At 55.4% G+C, this 16687-nt stretch carries 11 protein-coding genes; 3 read left to right on the top strand and 8 right to left on the bottom strand.

Features of this window, described 5'->3' with window-relative positions; translation table 11 throughout:
• From B7994_RS00300 to B7994_RS00275, 7 genes are all read right to left on the bottom strand, one after another.
• Positions 1–2289 carry a histidine phosphatase family protein gene (locus tag B7994_RS00300; protein ID WP_088636505.1) on the bottom strand — a complete coding sequence of 763 codons (2289 nt, stop codon included), beginning with the start codon at positions 2287–2289 and terminating at the stop codon, positions 1–3.
• A 36-nt stretch (positions 2290–2325) separates the two neighbouring features.
• Positions 2326–4329, bottom strand: coding sequence for a histidine phosphatase family protein (locus B7994_RS00295; RefSeq protein ID WP_088636504.1), 2004 nt, complete (start codon positions 4327–4329; stop codon positions 2326–2328).
• 79 nt (positions 4330–4408) lie between these two features.
• Positions 4409–5899 carry an acetyl-CoA hydrolase/transferase C-terminal domain-containing protein gene (locus tag B7994_RS00290; protein WP_088636503.1) on the bottom strand — a complete coding sequence of 497 codons (1491 nt, stop codon included), beginning with the start codon at positions 5897–5899 and terminating at the stop codon, positions 4409–4411.
• A 46-nt stretch (positions 5900–5945) separates the two neighbouring features.
• Entirely contained in the window at positions 5946–6362 is a 417-nt protein-coding gene (locus tag B7994_RS00285; RefSeq protein WP_088637182.1) for a GtrA family protein, read from the bottom strand.
• A 75-nt stretch (positions 6363–6437) separates the two neighbouring features.
• Complete coding sequence (locus B7994_RS14125) at positions 6438–8894, bottom strand: thrombospondin type 3 repeat-containing protein (RefSeq protein ID WP_088636502.1); 2457 nt, start codon at positions 8892–8894, stop codon at positions 6438–6440.
• A 17-nt stretch (positions 8895–8911) separates the two neighbouring features.
• Positions 8912–9256 (bottom strand): hypothetical protein, encoded by a 345-nt coding sequence (locus B7994_RS14200; RefSeq protein ID WP_233142898.1) that lies wholly within the window; start codon positions 9254–9256, stop codon positions 8912–8914.
• Positions 9257–9283: 27 nt separating this feature from the next.
• Positions 9284–11035, bottom strand: a complete 1752-nt coding sequence (locus tag B7994_RS00275) for a GNVR domain-containing protein (RefSeq protein ID WP_255396885.1) — start codon at positions 11033–11035, stop codon at positions 9284–9286.
• A 209-nt stretch (positions 11036–11244) separates the two neighbouring features.
• Between B7994_RS00275 and B7994_RS00270 the strand changes: the two genes are divergently transcribed.
• The 3 genes from B7994_RS00270 (at position 11245) to pflB (ending at position 15673) form a co-directional block, all read left to right on the top strand.
• A complete protein-coding gene (locus tag B7994_RS00270; protein WP_088636501.1) occupies positions 11245–12003 on the top strand; it encodes an ABC transporter ATP-binding protein in 759 nt (252 codons plus the stop codon).
• On the top strand, positions 12000–13205 hold the full coding sequence (locus tag B7994_RS00265; protein ID WP_088636500.1) for an ABC transporter permease: 1206 nt from the start codon (positions 12000–12002) through the stop codon (positions 13203–13205). Before B7994_RS00270 ends, B7994_RS00265 begins: the two co-directional genes overlap by 4 nt.
• Positions 13206–13414: 209 nt before the next feature.
• Positions 13415–15673 carry a formate C-acetyltransferase gene (gene pflB / locus B7994_RS00260; protein ID WP_088636499.1) on the top strand — a complete coding sequence of 753 codons (2259 nt, stop codon included), beginning with the start codon at positions 13415–13417 and terminating at the stop codon, positions 15671–15673.
• Between the two features lie 69 nt (positions 15674–15742).
• On the opposite strand, the gene B7994_RS00255 is transcribed toward pflB, so the two are convergent.
• A complete protein-coding gene (locus B7994_RS00255) occupies positions 15743–16666 on the bottom strand; it encodes a hypothetical protein (protein WP_144063683.1) in 924 nt (307 codons plus the stop codon).
• Between the last annotated feature and the right edge of the window lie 21 nt (positions 16667–16687).

The raw sequence follows: 16687 nt of genomic DNA, 5'->3' as shown, positions 1-16687 counted from the left end.
CTACATCGTCATCGTTCCGCTATCCAGGCCCCGTACAGGCACATAGCGAATCTTCCCGCTACCATCCATAATTATCGCGATACCCGCAAGGTAGTTTATCCACTGCTTTGTATCAAAGTAGCGCAGGTTCACCTTCTTTTCCGTACCGTAGACCGTCAACGGAGTCACAAGAACATCATGCGAAATCCAGACCTGGACACGGTTGTTCACCCTCTGGAATCCGGGTTTCACCACTTCGTCGATAAATTCCTCGCTACGCTTACCGAAGTCATAGAAGGCGTCGGAATAAGCGCCCTTGTAGGCATACGCCGAGACAACGACCCAGCCGCCACCATCGGAATTCTTGTAGTTTTCGAACTTGGAATCGTCCTTCACGTACCATTCACCGTCAAGATCCTTGATGGTATCGGACACAAACGGAGATATGCCGGCACCGGCAGCAACATTCTCGCAGGTTTCGTAGCTACGCGTATACGTAGAATTCGCGAACGAGAGTTTTTCTCCCTTGAGTTTCTCGCCCACGGTCTTGCCCTGCTTCTTACCGCCATCCGTCAGGTGGCCCTTCTTGCCCGTATCGTCGGTACGTTCCGCATGGCGCAAGATAAAGATGACCCTCTCGTTTGAGCCAAGGCTCGCATACACGTCCTTGATATCCTCGAATTCCATGATATCGTCGCTCGTGGCCTCGCGCCACTTGCCCGTACTTTGTTCATAAACGTAGTAGCGGTCACGATTTATAACGCCATTCTTGATCTGACCGTCGTATTCACCCTTGCCAAAGCCCACCGTATCCTTCTCGATATCGGTCGCCGTGCGCCACTGGTGCGTCTCGGCATCGCAGATAAAGCGCGTGCGCGTACCTTCGGGCTGTTCGTAGTACGAAATAAAGAACTTACTCAGGCTGTTGTTCACATACTTGACCGTCCCCGCATTCATGGAACCGCAACTACCGAACTGGTAGATGCCTGTCCAGAAGTTGCGCAGGTGCTTCTCGAAATCTGGGACCTCGCCCTTGTTCCAGCTAGCGATATTCGACCGGATAGTCGCATACGCGCCGCTCGTATCGAGCACCATGAGCCAGTCAGCCAGGTCCGCCTTCGCATTGTTGTCGTCCCAGTTGCCGTTACCCTTGATGCGCTCGGCAATGCCCGACGTGTACTGGAGCATCTCGCTACCCGAGCCCTTGCGCTGCATCATGATGGATACCGCAAGGAGTGCCGCACTGTACTCGTCACCATCGAACAGCGAGATATCTTCGGCAAAGCGACCATCCGTTGTCGTCGTAGTCTGCTGTTGCTGCCCCCATCCCGGGAATCCGGTGTAGCCACCGCCGGAGGAGCCTCCCAGGTTTATCTCGAACGAAGAGAGGATTTCCTTGAGGGCCTGAGCCTTCACGGCGCGTATAGGCTGGTTGTTGCCGCTATTCTCCACGAGCTTCAGAACGCGTTCGGCCTCCATGTGCGTCAGCATGTTCACGTTCACCGTATCGCGGTCCGTCACATCGACAATCGCCTTCAGCGTAACCGTATGCGAAGAAAGCCCGCCGGTAAGTTCGTTCTGGAAATATCCATTCGCCTCTATGCGCAGGTACGGCGAAGCCAGGTCCACACTATCGAAACTGTAGTTGCCCGAAGCATCCGTAATGCAGGTCCTGTGGCTACGCTTGGAATCCCCGAGACGCTGCATGCTGTCGAGTTCCACAATCTTCACCGATGTACCAAAACGGAAGGGCCCCTTCTGCGCAGCACCCACAATGTGAGCACCAACCATGCGCGGTTCGGTATCCATGTCCATTGTCGAATTATTCTGGCCACCGAAATTTCCGCCCCACGGCGAGACATAGCCACCGGACGAACTCGGTTCCACAATCTCTTCACCCGGATTCTTGAGCACGAGCATGCCATCGCGGCAGCTCAGTTCGAAAAATTCACGTACGAGTTCCGATTCGACCCATTCCTTGCTCACGCAGAAATAGAGTTTCTTCTCGCTCTCCACCATGAAGGACTCGCCCTCCTTTTCGGAGGTGCAGTCGGGCAGGTGATCGACGTCGGTCACTACGGTTGAATCATGGATAAGCGTATCGGTAACGACGTCGGGAACACCCGGCGACACGCTGGAACTGCTGTTGTGATGAGAGTGACTCTTACCCGAACTAGAAGAGTCTCCCGGTTTATGCATATAGCCGCTCGAAGAAGGATCTCCATCCACAGAGTCTTCAGATGCCGGGTTATCGGAACCGCAGCATACCAAGAAAAAGGCGAGTAGTGCTATAGGCCAGTACGTCTTCATAGGTACGAAGAATAGTAAATTCCCCTCCAGAATCAATTACATATATGCCGAACTCAGGCCTTTCACGGGAATATAGCGCCTGTTTCCGAGTTCATCGATGATAATGGCGACTCCCGCAAGGTAGTTGAGCCACTTTCCACCGTCATATTTCTTGAGGTTCACCTTCTTGTTCGTGCAGTAAACCACAAGCGGGACCATCACCTTGTCGTGAGAACTGAGTATCACGAAACGCTGCGTGGGGTCGTTGTATTTGGCAAGGAGCACATCCTCGATAAGTTCAACAGAACGTTCCGCAAGGGGGTAGAACGCCGCATTCTCGCCGGTCGTGTAGGCTGCCGTGTAGGCATACTTGGAGGTCGATTCCCAGCCACCACCACATTCGGACTTCGCCTTCTCGCTCGCCTCATGGTTCTTCTCGTACCAGTCATCATTCAGTTCGGGGAAGGTATCACGTACGTCGTACGATTGGCCGCGGCCACGCGCAATGTATTCCACTGTCTGGTGTGCGCGCAGGAACTCGGATGCCCCCAGCAAGAAATCCTGCGGGAACTTCGTAAGTTTCGCACCAACCTCCTCGGATTGCTTCTTGCCGTTAGAAGTGAGGGTTCCACTCTTGCTCGTGTCGTCACCGCGCTCCGCATGGCGAACCACGAAAATGACACGCTCGTTCGGCTTGATGCTCTCGTATACATCCTTGATATCGGTAAAGACGGAGGTAGCCGAGACCTGTACAAAGTAAGCATCCTTTTCAAGTGCGGTAGAGGGCCTCCAGGCGCCGTCTTCATAGGTATAGTAGAGATTCCCGCTAAAGGCACCAACCCGCACCTCGCCCTCTTCGCCCGGCCCGAACGCGAAGGTATCCTTCATGTTGTCAGACACGAACGCAATCGAGCCCGATTCCTTGCATACAAAGCGTTCCGTCACCTCGGAAAAGTCCGATATTTCCTGAACAAAGTAGCGGCTCGCCGTATTAGCCACATACAGGACTTCACCGGCATTCCCAACGGAGCATTCTGAAATTCCGAGTTCCTTCTGGTAGAATATACGCAGGTACTTTTCGAACCCGGATTCCACAGAAAGCGCACTCCGGATAGCGGCAAAGCCATCGGTCGCATCTACAGTCAAAGCCCAGTCCGCAATTCTTGCCCGCGAAGCCGAATCGCTCCACAGGCCATCTACAGCGATATCGTCACCAAAGTCCGCAAAAGTAAAACCGTCACCCTCAGCCACCCTGGAAGAAGCCAGCAGGTGGATTGCCAAGAGCCGCGCCGAAGACTCCTCTTCGGGCATGCCCGTAAATTCATCCATGTGGAACGCACGCAGAATTTCCATCCCGGCTTGTTCCACAGCTACAGCAGGATCCTGCCCTGCCATCACGAGCGCCCTGACACGCGGGAACGCTGCGCTCGTAACAAAATCCAACTCGACCGAGTCCTTCGACGTCAGGTCTTCAAATGCAGAGAGCGACAACCCAGTCACCGTCTGCGCCACGCCAGGGAAATCAAGCGTGACACCATCGACAGTCACCTTCACGTAGGGACTCTCGAACGAGAGGCCTGCTGTCTCGATACCGGCAACGTCAACAGAATCGGCTCCGACTACGGAGAGGCCCGCCTTGACATCCAGCGCTTCGACCTTCACGTTCGCGCCCGCAGGCACGCCGAACATCGCCGACATGCGTTTATCCAGAACGACACGGCGCACAGAATACACCTGCTTTCTGGAGATATCGGGAAGCGTATCACCGAGAGAATCGGTACCAGAGCCCTTCGCAAGCGTATCGACAAGGGAATCCTGCGCCCTCAGTGTATCCCGACCAGTATAGATGGACCCGATGGACGAATAGACGAAATTTCCCCACGACGATGAGCTCCTCAGCGCCGTCTGGGAAGAGGTATTGCTGTCAGAAGAAAGCGGTTCGTCCGGATCGGCAGATGTGCCCGATGAACCGTCACCACAGGCTACGAACAGGGAAAGGGCCGCGCACAGCGCGAACCATACGGGTATACCCCCCCAGATATTTATTCTTTTCGTAGCCATGCAATCCTACCCTATCCCGCCAAAGCGGGACTTCCGTACTTAAAATAACTTTTTTTTACAAAAAAGTAGGGCAGGCAGGCTATTTTTTCATATTTCCAGTTGTAAGGAACCGCAAATGCATCTCGAAAGCCCTGTCCAGCGGCAGGGGCTGATGTAACCCCTTGGCATGGCGCAGGCCGTATTCCAGGAAATCCGTCATTTCATCCTTGAAGTCGGGGTGCACGCAGTTCTTGATAATCAGGCGCGCACGCTCCTCGGTGGGGAGCCCGCGGAGGTCGGCAAGGCCCTGCTCCGTCACGAAAATCTGCGTATCGTGCTCCGTATGGTCCACATGGCTCACGTAGGGCACGATGCTACTGATGGCGCCGCCCTTCGCGACCGACGGCGTAAGGAAGAACCCGAGGGCACAATGGCGGGCAAAATCCGCCGCACCGCCAATCCCGTTCATCATCGCCGAACCGCACACGAGACTGCTGTTCACGTTGCCGAAAATATCGGCCTCGAGGGCGGTATTCATCGAGATGACGCCCACACGGCGAATGATATCGGGGCTGTTGCTCACTTCCTGCTGGCGGAGCACAAAGTGCTTTTTCCATTCGGAGGCGTTCTGCACGAACTCCTGCTGGGCTGCCTGCGACAGCGTGAGCGCCGTACCGCTCGCCACCCCGAGCTTGCCCTTCTTCAGGAGCGGGAGCACCGCCTCCTGGATGACTTCGGTAAACAGGTCGATGCGCCCGAGGCGGTCGTCATCGGCCATCGCGCAAAGGACGGCATTTGCCACCTTGCCCACGCCGCTCTGGTAGGCCATGCCCTTCGGGAGCCTGCCGTGCGATTCCTCGAACCGGATAAAGTCGAGGATGCGCTCGCCGATATTCTTCGAGACCTCGTCGGGTTCCACGAAGGGGGTCACCTCGTCAAAGGCATCGTTTTCGACAATTGCAATTACTTTATTCGTATCTATCCTGACAAAATCGTTACCCACGCGATCGCCTGCGGAATAGACCGGCAGGGGTTTTGCGTGCGGCGGGAGTTCGGGCAGGGCGTCGTCGTGCATGCCGATGCAGCTGTCGCCCAGACGGGTGTTCAACTCCAGAATAATCTTCGGGGCCATTTCCAGGTAGCATACCGAATTGCCGCCCGAGGTAGAAAGGCACACGCGTCCATCGGGCAATATCGCGCTGACCTCGATCACGGCGACAGTGGGCGCAGGGACTGCGCCCGTGCGCACAAGGTAACCCATCTTGCCGAGGTGGGCATCGATATAGCGGATGCTGCCGTCATTGATGCCCTTGCGGAGGCTCGGGTTGCTCTGGTAGGGCATGCGGAGCTTGAGCGCACCTGCGCGGGCCAAGGCCCCGTCGCAGCTGTCGCCGGTAGAGGCGCCCGCATAGAGTGTCACCTGGAAAGGCTCGCCGGCAGCATGCAGTTTTTCGGCACGGGCCGCAATCGCAAGCGGGACTGCCTTGGGGTAGCCGGCCAGCGTAAAGCCCGAAACCCCGAGGTTATCTCCATCGTGAATCATCGACGCGGCATCTTCCGCGGAGCATTTTTTGCCTTCAATCCAATTCATATTCTCAACCGTTTTTCATTCTACAATCTGGTCTGGATCCTTCGCGTCACTTTCTGAACACCCATTTTTTATATAGCGTATAACTCGCCAGCACATACACAACATTTGCCACGATGTTCGCCACATAGGAAGGCTTCATGAACTGCGAAACCCAGGTGCAGAACGGCTGCAGGCAATCCACATGGTCAAGCACGTACACGCAGGCTTCCAGTGCGACAAAGTTCAAAGCATAGCTCAAGAGGAACACGACTATAAACCGGACAACTTCGGTGCGCTTGCGGTTCTCGCTCTTGAAATTCCAGATGCGATTCATGAGGTAACTATTGATACCGCCCGCGACAAAACCGAGAAAATTCGAAACCTCCAGGCTCCAGTCCAACAAATGGAGCAGCACCCACGACACCACAAGCGTGATGAGGGTATTTACAATACCGATGGCGTTGTACTTGATGAAGTGGAGCACGGGGTATAATATAGTTACTAAAAAAAGCATCCGCATTTCTGCGGACGCCTTTTAGTTTCTAGAACCTAGCTTCGATCAGTCGAACGGAACGAGTTCCACGCGACGGTTCTTGGAACGGCCAGACTTCGTCTTGTTGTCGGCAATCGGCATATCGGAGCCGTAACCCACAGCACGGAGACGTTCGGAGGCAATGCCCTTCTTGATGAAGTAGTTAGCCACCATGTCGGCGCGTTCCTGAGAAATCTTCTTGTTCTTCACGTCAGAACCGGTGTTGTCCGTATGGCCCTGGACTTCAATCTTGGCGGATTCGACCTTCTTCAAGAGCTTGATAATGTTATCAAGAGTCTTGTAGCTGGCCTTGGTCAGCTTCGAAGAACCGGTCTTGAACTGGACGCCCTTCTTGAGGAATTCGAGGTCTTCCTTCTTGTTGACCGGGCAGCCCTTCTTGTCAATCTTGATGCCTTCGAGAGTGTTCGGGCACTTGTCCTGATAATCAGCAACGCCGTCCCTGTCGGTGTCGAGCGGGCAGCCGACGGAGTCAACCGGAGCACCCTTCTGGGTACCGGCACACTGGTCAATGCCATCAGGTACGCCGTCCTTGTCTTCATCGAGCGGGCAACCGAGAGAATCGACAGTCACACCGGCCCTGGTGTTCGGGCACTGGTCAACGTCATCGGCAATGCCATCCTTATCGAAGTCCGCAGCGCAACCGGTGTTGTCAACCGTCGTTCCGGCAGGAGTATTCGGGCACTTGTCGTTCACATCGAACACGCCATCCTTATCGGCATCGGCCGGGCAACCCGTAGAATCAACAGACACGCCCTGCTTGGTGTTCGGGCACTGGTCAGCGGCATCCGGGATGCCGTCGCCATCGAAGTCGCCTTCGCAACCATCAGCGTTCACCTGTGCACCCGGCTTGGTATCCGGGCACTTGTCAACAGCATCAGCCACGCCATCCTTGTCGGCATCGGCCGGGCAACCGACAGAGTCGACCGGGATGCCAGCCGGAGTATTCAGGCACTTGTCGAGAGCATCGGGCACGCCATCCTTGTCGGTATCGACCGGGCAACCCGTAGAATCAACAGCGAAGCCAGACGGAGTATCAGCACACTTATCAGCATCATCCGACACGCCATCCTTGTCGGTATCGAGCGGGCAGCCCGAAGAATCGACAGGTACACCCTGCTTGGTGTTCGGGCAACGGTCGAAGGAATCTTCAACGCCATCGCTATCGAAGTCACCTTCGCAGCCATTGATACCAACGCTAGCGCCTTCCTTAGTTTCGGGGCACTTGTCGAGGCCGTCGTAAACGCCATCCTTGTCTGTATCGAACGGGCAGCCGACAGAGTCGATGGTAGCGCCTTCCGGAGTAGCCGGGCACTTGTCGAATCCATCGAGAACGCCATCCTTGTCGCTGTCGATCGGGCAGCCAAGAGAATCAATCACAGCGCCGGACGGAGTATTAGCACAGCTATCCTTCTTGTCTTCTACGCCATCGCCATCGGAGTCCTTCTTCCTGTCGCCAAAGCGAACAGTAAGAGCGGCAGTACCGGCATAAAGCGGAGTCGGGACGTAACCGTAAGTAGCCCTGTGGCCCTTTTCATCCATGTAGTGGACGATGTAGTCGTCGACGTTCTTCATTTCCTTCTTGTAATCGTAACGGAAGTTCTTGAGAGCGCGAACAGCAACATCCAGACCCATAGCGAAGTCGATACCCCACGGCAGGTGGAAGCGCAGACCCGGAGTAATGAGCATCGGGTCGTCCATCGGGTCACGCGGATATCCAGTTTCCTCTACGCGGAATTCGCCAGAGAATTCGGCAAAGACATCCATCCAGGAGAGCGGGAGCCAGTTCAAGCCCGTGCCATACACGAACGTGTTGGCCTGACCGTCACCGGTAGCGTACACGAAGCCGGCATGGCCGTTCCAGCGGATAGGCACGTTCACCTTGGAGAAGTCGAGAGTCATCACGAGGGTTCCGGCCACAGCAAATGCATCGGCGGTAAACGGATGCGTAATGCCCTGGTCGTTCAGGTACCAGGCATGGCGGGGACGCATACCCACGGAAGTTTCACCCGTCGGGATATAGAAGTCGAACATGGCCGCAAGTCCAAAGACGCGGTCATCGTCGAACGGGATGCGGGCTTTCAACCACAGGTCGAGGTCGCCACGGCTGGTCGTCCACATGTCGTACCAGCCGGCAACGCCATCATCGTTCGCATGTTCGTAGTACAGAGGGAGGCTTGCGCCCACATCCAAGAAGTCAAGCAAACCGAGAGCTAAATTGACTCTGCCCGAAAGGGAGCCATCCCATTCGTTGAGCCCGTAGGTCTTGCCGTTTGCGGTGTACTGGCCGCCACGGCTCAAGCTCCAGGAATCCAGCGCGAGGTCGCCACCCACGCCAATGGCAAGATTCCACTGGCCTAGGGTGTAGGCATTCTGCTGGTGAATACCGTCAGACCCGGCCATCAACCCGCTTTGGGCGAAGGCAAAGCCTACGGCTAGTAATGAAAGAGCGAATGATTTTTTCATCTATTCTCCTTTGTGTGTTAATACTTCTTGCGGTAATAGCCATAGTAACCATAGCCATACCCCGAACGGCTGTGTTCGCACTTGTTGAATACGAACGCCTTCGGCAAAGGTTTGTCTGTACTGCGGTCGAACATGGCAAGCGCATCCTGGATGCTTTCCATGGAATGCGAGGCATACTTGAGCACGCACAAAATGTGGTCGACATATTTTTCGACAAGCAGCGCATCGCTGCACTGGAACACCGGCGGCGTATCCAGGATAATCAGGTCGTACTTAGAACGTGCCACATCGAGGAACTTTCCGAAGCGATCCTTGCCAAGCAGGTCACCCGGGTTCACCACACGCTTGCCAGATGCAAGCACATAGAAATTCTCGAAAATCTTCTCGATTTATTCATCGGAATAGTTGTCGGTGCGGAGCATTTCGCACAGGCCCTTGTGGCCACGTTCAAACATATGCCCGCGGCGCAGGTCCATATCCACAAGTAGCACCTTCTTGCCCGACATGGCAAAGGAACTTGCAAGGTTTATAGAGACAAAAGACTTGCCCACGCCTTCGACGAGGCCCGAAACCATGAGCACCTTGTCCTTGTCCATCATCAGGGAGAACTCGAGGGCCGTCCTGAGGGCGCGCACGCCTTCAGCGAACGGTTCGTCGGGGCTTTCGTGCACCACAGGCTTGAGCACGTTGTTTACGGTATCCTTCCCTATCAACGGGAGCTTGCCGTAGACGCCAACACCAGTCGCCAGTTCAAGTTCACTGCTACTCGTCACCCCGTTCTGGGCCATGCGGCGCACAAGCACGAGCGCACAACCAAGGAGCAAGAACCCGAACACCACGCCCAGGAAAATGAGCTTGCGGTTCGGCTTGCTGGGCCTGATAGGCACAAAGGCGCGGTCCACGATACGCACGTTACCGACTTCACCCGCCTGCACCACGCGGAGCTGCTGGATATTGTTCAGGAGGTTCGTGTAGAGCCTGTTGTTGACCTCAACTTCCTCTTGCAGGGAAAGGACTTCCTGCTGCGTCAGCGGGAGCTTTTCGGCGGCCTTCTGCTGCTTGGCAAGTTCACCACGGAGTTTGGCCTGCTGCTGTTCGATGGTACGGATGGTCGGGTGTTCCGCCTGGAACAGGCGCAATGCCTCCTGCTTTTTCTGCTCAAGTTCCAGGAGCTTCTGCTGCAGGCCCACATCCTTTTCAAGGTGCATGCGCGTTTCGCCCGAAAGGTCGATTGTGCCCTTCGTATGGCGGTACGAGGTAAGCTTGTGCTCTGCAGAATCGAGCTTGGCCTTCACGCCCGGGAGCTGTTCTTCCAGGAACTCGAGGGTCTTCTTCGCCTCGGCACTGCGCATCTCGATATTCTGCTTGAGGTACGTATTGGCTATCGTATTCAGGATGCTTGCCACGCGGTCGGGATAAAGGTTGGACGTCGACACGCGGATAATGCCGGAATTTTTGCCCTCTTCAGAGACATGCAGCTTCTTCAGGAGGCCTGCAACCGCCATCTGAGGATGGATCGCAGAAAGCCGGAACATCTGGCCGGGCTTTGCGGCAATGGAACGCACACACACGACAAGCGTGTCGCCCGCATAGGGCAAGCGGTACGTTTCGCCAATAGCCCCCTTCTTCAGGAGCACGTTTTCGTCGTCAGCCAGCAATTCATACGATGTCGAATCGGCAAGCACGCGGGCGGTAATCCTGATTTTTGCCTCCGTCACCGCCTTCGGAATCTTGAGGTATTCGAGATCCATGCGGCCCTCGCGGTGCAACAGGCGGTCCGCCTTGCTGAGCGGGGTGGCGGAATAGCACAGGCGTTCATCGTCGACGACGGACGAGAGTACCATGCGGCTCTTGATGAGCTGCATCTCGGCCTCGGACGGAGTCGATACATCGAGCAGGGCGCCCATTTCGCCAAGGGCCTTCGCGGACTTGTTGCCCTTCACGTCAACCTGAAGCAAAATATCGCTATTGTAGGCCGGCCGTAACCACATTGAGGCCAGGCCGCCAGCACAGACGCCCAAAATAAGGAATATAATCAGAAAACGCCATTTCGTTCGAAGGAACATCAATATTTCCAAAATATCGATCTCATCATCTTCGGGCTTCGGCGCGGCCGCTGTTTGCGGAACCTTGTTATCCATCAAGAAATCTCCAAGTCCTTATCACACGACAAAATACGTGCAACCAAGGAACAATACATATTTATTACAAAAACTAGCAAAAAACAAAAAGGTGGCAAAATACATTCCGCCTTCACAGACGGGATTTTGCCACACATCCTCCATAAAGATATTTATCTTAGGGCCGAAATGCAACGAAAATACGTGCAGGCGCATCTAAATTAGCGAAAATGAGTGAAAAAAGCCCCATACTTTCGATACAGAACCTCCGCCGCGACTTCAAAATGGGCGAAGAAACCGTGCATGCCCTGCGCGGAGTCTCCTTCGACATCTACCCCGGCGAATTCGTGACCATCATGGGAACAAGCGGTTCCGGCAAGTCCACCATGCTGAATATCCTCGGATGCATGGACCGCCCCACCGGCGGGCACTACATACTGGACGGGGAACATACCGAAAAACTCAGCCGCGACGCGCTCGCGAAGATCCGCAGCAAGAAAATCGGGTTCGTATTCCAGAGCTATAACCTGCTCTCCCGTACTACGGCTATCGAGAACGTGGAACTGCCCCTGCTATACAATTCCAAGGTATCTTCCGAGGAACGCCACCGCCGTGCGGTAGAGGCGCTCAAGATGGTCGGGCTCGAAGACCGCATGAACCACCTGCCGAACCAGATGTCCGGCGGCCAGCAGCAGAGAGTCGCCATCGCCCGTGCCCTGGTGAACGACCCCGTAATCATCCTCGCCGACGAGGCGACCGGAAACCTGGACACGCGAACCAGCTACGAAATCATGATGATTTTCCAGGAACTGCACCGGCAGGGGAAAACCATCGCCTTCGTAACGCATGAACCCGACATCGCTACGTTTAGCGGGCGTACCATCACGCTGCGCGACGGGCTCCTGAAAAAAGATGTAATCAACGAGAACGTGCAGGACGCGAAAGCCGCATTCGAGGCGTTGCCCCCACCGGAGGTTTTTGAGGAATGAGTCCTTTCACTTTAGCAAAAATCGCCATACGCGCGCTACTACGCAACCGCATGCGCACCTTCCTCTCGGTACTCGGCATCGTCATCGGTGTCGCGGCCGTCATCGCCATGGTCGCCATGGGCGAAGGCTCCCGTATTTCCATCAAGGAACAGATGACCGCGATGGGCTCGAACGCCGTCATCATCATGCCAAACCGTGACAGGCGCGGCGGCGTGCAGACGGAATCCTCCGAGATGCTCGAGGAGGCGGACCTAGTCGCAATCCGCGAGCAGGCGACATACATCGACGGGGTCTCCCCGATGGTCACCGTGAGCGGGCAGGCGATCGTCGGCAACAACAACTCCCCCACGACACTTTCCGGCGTTTCCGCCGACTACCTCAAAATCCGCAACTACGAAATCGATGACGGCGTGATGTTCGATGACGAAGCTGACCGCATGGCGAAAGTCTGCGTCATCGGGCAATCCGTAGTGAAGAACCTTTTCCCCGAGGGGGACCCTATCGGGAAAACCATACGCTACAAGAGCATCCCCCTGAAGGTCATCGGAACATTGAAATCGAAAGGCTCCGGCGATTTTGGGCAGGACAACGACGACGTGATTTTCACGCCGTACCAGACCGTAATGAGACGCTTCTCGGCGACAACGAACATCAGGCAAATCTACGCGAATTCTATCGGCGAAGGCTACGCCGAGAAAGCGACCGAGGAGATTATGGCCATACTGAAGGAACGCCGCAGCTGGACAAAGCCCACCGACCCGTTCCGCATATTCACCCAGGAAGAAATGATACAGACCATCACGAGCACATCGGACATGATATCGCTTGTGCTCACCATCATCGCCGGCATTAGCTTGTTTGTAGGTGGCATCGGAATCATGAACATCATGTACGTCTCGGTGACCGAGCGCACCAAGGAGATTGGGCTGCGCATGGCTATCGGCGCACGCGGTCGCGACATCATGTTCCAGTTCCTGTTCGAATCCGTCATCATCAGCCTGCTGGGCGGAATCATCGGGATTGCGCTTGGAATCGCAGCCTCCGAAATCGTAAAGAACGTGTTCAACATGCCCATGAGCGTATCCGTGATGAGTGTCGTGGTAAGCTTTGGCGTGTGCTTTGCCACCGGCGTATTTTTCGGTTGGTATCCCGCCCGCAAGGCAAGCCGGCTCGACCCCATCGAAGCACTCCGTTTCGAATAATTCTTTTACATTTTTTTGTCTAATCCTTTGACTTGCAAAAGGTTACAGGTGAGTTCATTTGCAACCCCTTGTCGGTAGTGCTATTTCCGCACATCAATCCTCGTACCCAGGACCGCGAACTTGCTATATTGCAGTGCAAGAAAAAACAAAGAAACAAAAGCCTCGGGCCCACTTATTTGGGTGTAGGGATCCGAGCAAAGAGGTACATAATGAGTGAAGCTTGGAAAGGCTTTAACGGCGGACTCTGGCAAGAAGAAATCAATGTCCGCGATTTCATCCAACGTAACTACACTGCCTACGAAGGCGGCAAGGAATTTTTGGCGGGTCCGACCGACGCGACCGAAAAGCTCTGGGGCGAACTCCAGAAGTTGCAGGCCGAAGAACGCAAGAAAGGCGGCGTGCTCGACATGGACACCGATATCGTCTCGACGATTACGAGCCACAAGCCGGGCTACATCAGCGAAAGCCTCAAGGACTTGGAAAAGGTGGTCGGCCTCCAGACCGACAAGCCGCTCAAGCGCGCATTCATGCCGTTCGGCGGAATCAAGATGGCCGAGGAATCCTGCCAGCAGTACGGCTACACACCGAGCGCCGAGTTGCACAAGATTTTCACCGAATACCACAAGACGCATAACCAGGGCGTGTTCGACTGCTACACTCCCGAAATCCGCGCCGTCCGCAAGGCTCACCTCCTTACCGGCCTCCCGGACACCTACGGCCGCGGCCGCATCGTGGGCGACTACCGCCGCGTAGCCCTCTACGGTATCGACTACATCATCAAGCAGAAGCAGAACGACCTCGCCCACGTGGGCGACGGCACCATGACCGACGACGTCATCCGCCTGCGCGAAGAAGTCGCCGAACAGATCAAGGCCCTCAAGGCCATGAAGGTGATGGCCGCAAGCTACGGCTTCGACATCTCGAAGCCCGCCACGAACGCCCGCGAAGCCTTCCAGTGGCTCTATTTCGGCTACCTTTCCGCCATCAAGACGCAGAACGGCGCCGCAATGAGCGTTGGCCGCATTTCGACCTTCCTCGACATCTATATCGAACGCGACCTCAAAAACGGCACGCTCACCGAAAGCGACGCGCAGGAACTCGTGGACCACATGGTCATGAAGTTCCGCATGGTCAAGTTCGCCCGCATCGAAAGCTACAACCAGCTCTTCAGCGGCGACCCGGTGTGGGCCACCCTCGAAGTGGCCGGCATGGGCCAGGATGGCCGCTCTATGGTCACCAAGAACGACTTCCGCTTCCTGCACACGCTCGAGAACATGGGCCCCTCTCCGGAGCCGAACCTCACCGTGCTCTACACCAAGCGCCTGCCCGAGAACTTCAAGGAATACGCCGCCTTCATTTCTGTGACGACCAGTTCCATCCAGTACGAAAACGACGACGTGATGCGCCCGGTCTGGGGTGACGACTACAGCATCTGCTGCTGCGTTTCTGCAACGCAGACCGGCAAGGAAATGCAATTCTTCGGCGCCCGCGCGAACCTCGCCAAGGCGCTCCTCTACGCCATCAACGGCGGTAAGGATGAAGAAGGCGGCCTGGTGCCCGGCATGCAGATCGGCCCGGAACTCGCTCCGATTACCGGCGACTACCTGAACTACGACGAAGTGATGCACAAGTACGACATCATGCTCGAATGGCTCGCAGGTATCTACGTGAATACGCTGAACCTCATCCACTACATGCACGACAAGTACTACTACGAAGCTGCGGAACTCGCCCTTATCGATACCGATGTGCGCCGCACGTTCGCGACGGGTATCGCAGGCTTCAGCCACGTGGTCGACAGTCTCTGCGCCATCAAGTATGCAAAGGTGAAGGTCATCCGCGGCGAAAACGGTCTCGCGAAGGACTTCGAGGTCGAAGGCGACTTCCCGAAGTACGGAAACGACGACGACCGCGCCGACGAAGTCGCAGTCTGGCTGCTCAAGGAATTTATCGGCAAGGTCAAGAAGCACCACACCTACCGCGGTGCCGAGCCCACGACCTCCATCCTCACGATTACCAGCAACGTCGTCTACGGCAAGGCTACTGGCAGCCTCCCCGACGGCCGCCCGGCACACGCCCCGTTCGCTCCCGGTGCAAACCCGAGCTACGGCGCCGAAAAGAACGGTTTGCTCGCCTCGCTCAACTCTGTCGCCAAGCTCCCGTACGAATACGCGCTCGATGGCATCAGCAACACGCAGACGATTAGTCCGAATGCTCTCGGCCACAGCGATGACGAACGCGCACAGAAACTCGTGACTGTGATGGACGGCTATTTCGCCCAGGGCGCACACCACCTGAACGTGAACGTGTTCGGCGTGGAAAAGCTGCTCGACGCTCAGGCTCACCCGGAAAAGCCCGAATACGCGAACTTCACCATCCGCGTTTCCGGCTACGCTGTCAAGTTCCTCTCGCTCACGAAGGAACAGCAGGACGACGTGATCAGCCGTACCTGCCACGGCGTGCTGTAATCATCGCCATTATCAAGAAATCAAAAAAGCCCCCTTTCGGGGGCTTTTTCGACAAACACAATAAACAAACTATCGATTGAAGCGGTGGAACTTGAGAGGTTTCTTGCCCTGACGGTTGTGGCGCCAGGACCCGCGGGAATGCGGCACGTCGATAATGCGAGAAACTGCGTTGCCGTCTTCAAGGCTCACCTTCGTGGCATAGGACAGGCAGGGGAACAGCTTCTTGTCGGAACCGTCTTCCACTTCGCAGTATGCCTCGGCGACGCTACCGACATTGATGCTCTTCATCTTTGTCTTCTTGAAACCTCCATTATCAATAATAATGTCAAGTTCTTCCGATTCCGTATTGATCAGAGAATCAAGAGTAGCCTCGTTTTCTTCAGCATCTCCATCCGTCACAACCGTTTCCGTTGTCAAGGCGAGATCCTGCAAGGCAACATCGGCGCCCTTGAACTGGCCGTCCTTGCCGATATCGATAGACAGGAAGTTATCCCCATTACGAACTACACGGCCATTAAAGACTCGTTTGAAGTTAAAGGTATAGGTAGTCACTTCGGCCGATTCCGTCTCGGAGAAGCCCCATTCCTCGTCAATCGAGACAAGCTTGAACTGGTTAGCATACTTGACAGGCACAATCTTGTTCAGAATCCTCTGGGCGCACTTTTCTCGGTTGGTCTTCACATCGGAAATATCCACCCGAAGCCCTTCGTTCTTGAAGTAGGCGACATTCTTCTCGGTCTTGTACATGCCGACTTTGTACCAGCCCTTCAGATAATCCTTGAAGTCCGACATGGTCTTTTTAGAACCCTCGTCAACCTTGACCACGTAGGAGGATGCTTCCTGAGTAGCTTCGGCACCCTGCTGCTTGTGCACAAGGTGATGACGGTTCTTCAGGAACTTCTTTGCATTTCCGCCCATGACGACATTCGGCTTCGCAAAGCCAAAGGAACTCATCAAGGCCACCGTTAGGATTGCAACAAATACTTTTTTCATTATAATTCCTCTGCTTTTTCG

The sequence above is a fragment of the Fibrobacter sp. UWR2 genome, assembly GCF_002210285.1.
In the GTDB taxonomy this organism is placed as follows: Bacteria; Fibrobacterota; Fibrobacteria; order Fibrobacterales; family Fibrobacteraceae; genus Fibrobacter.
Note: the sequence above shows the minus strand (reverse complement) of the source record. Positions and strands in the feature narration are given on the sequence as shown.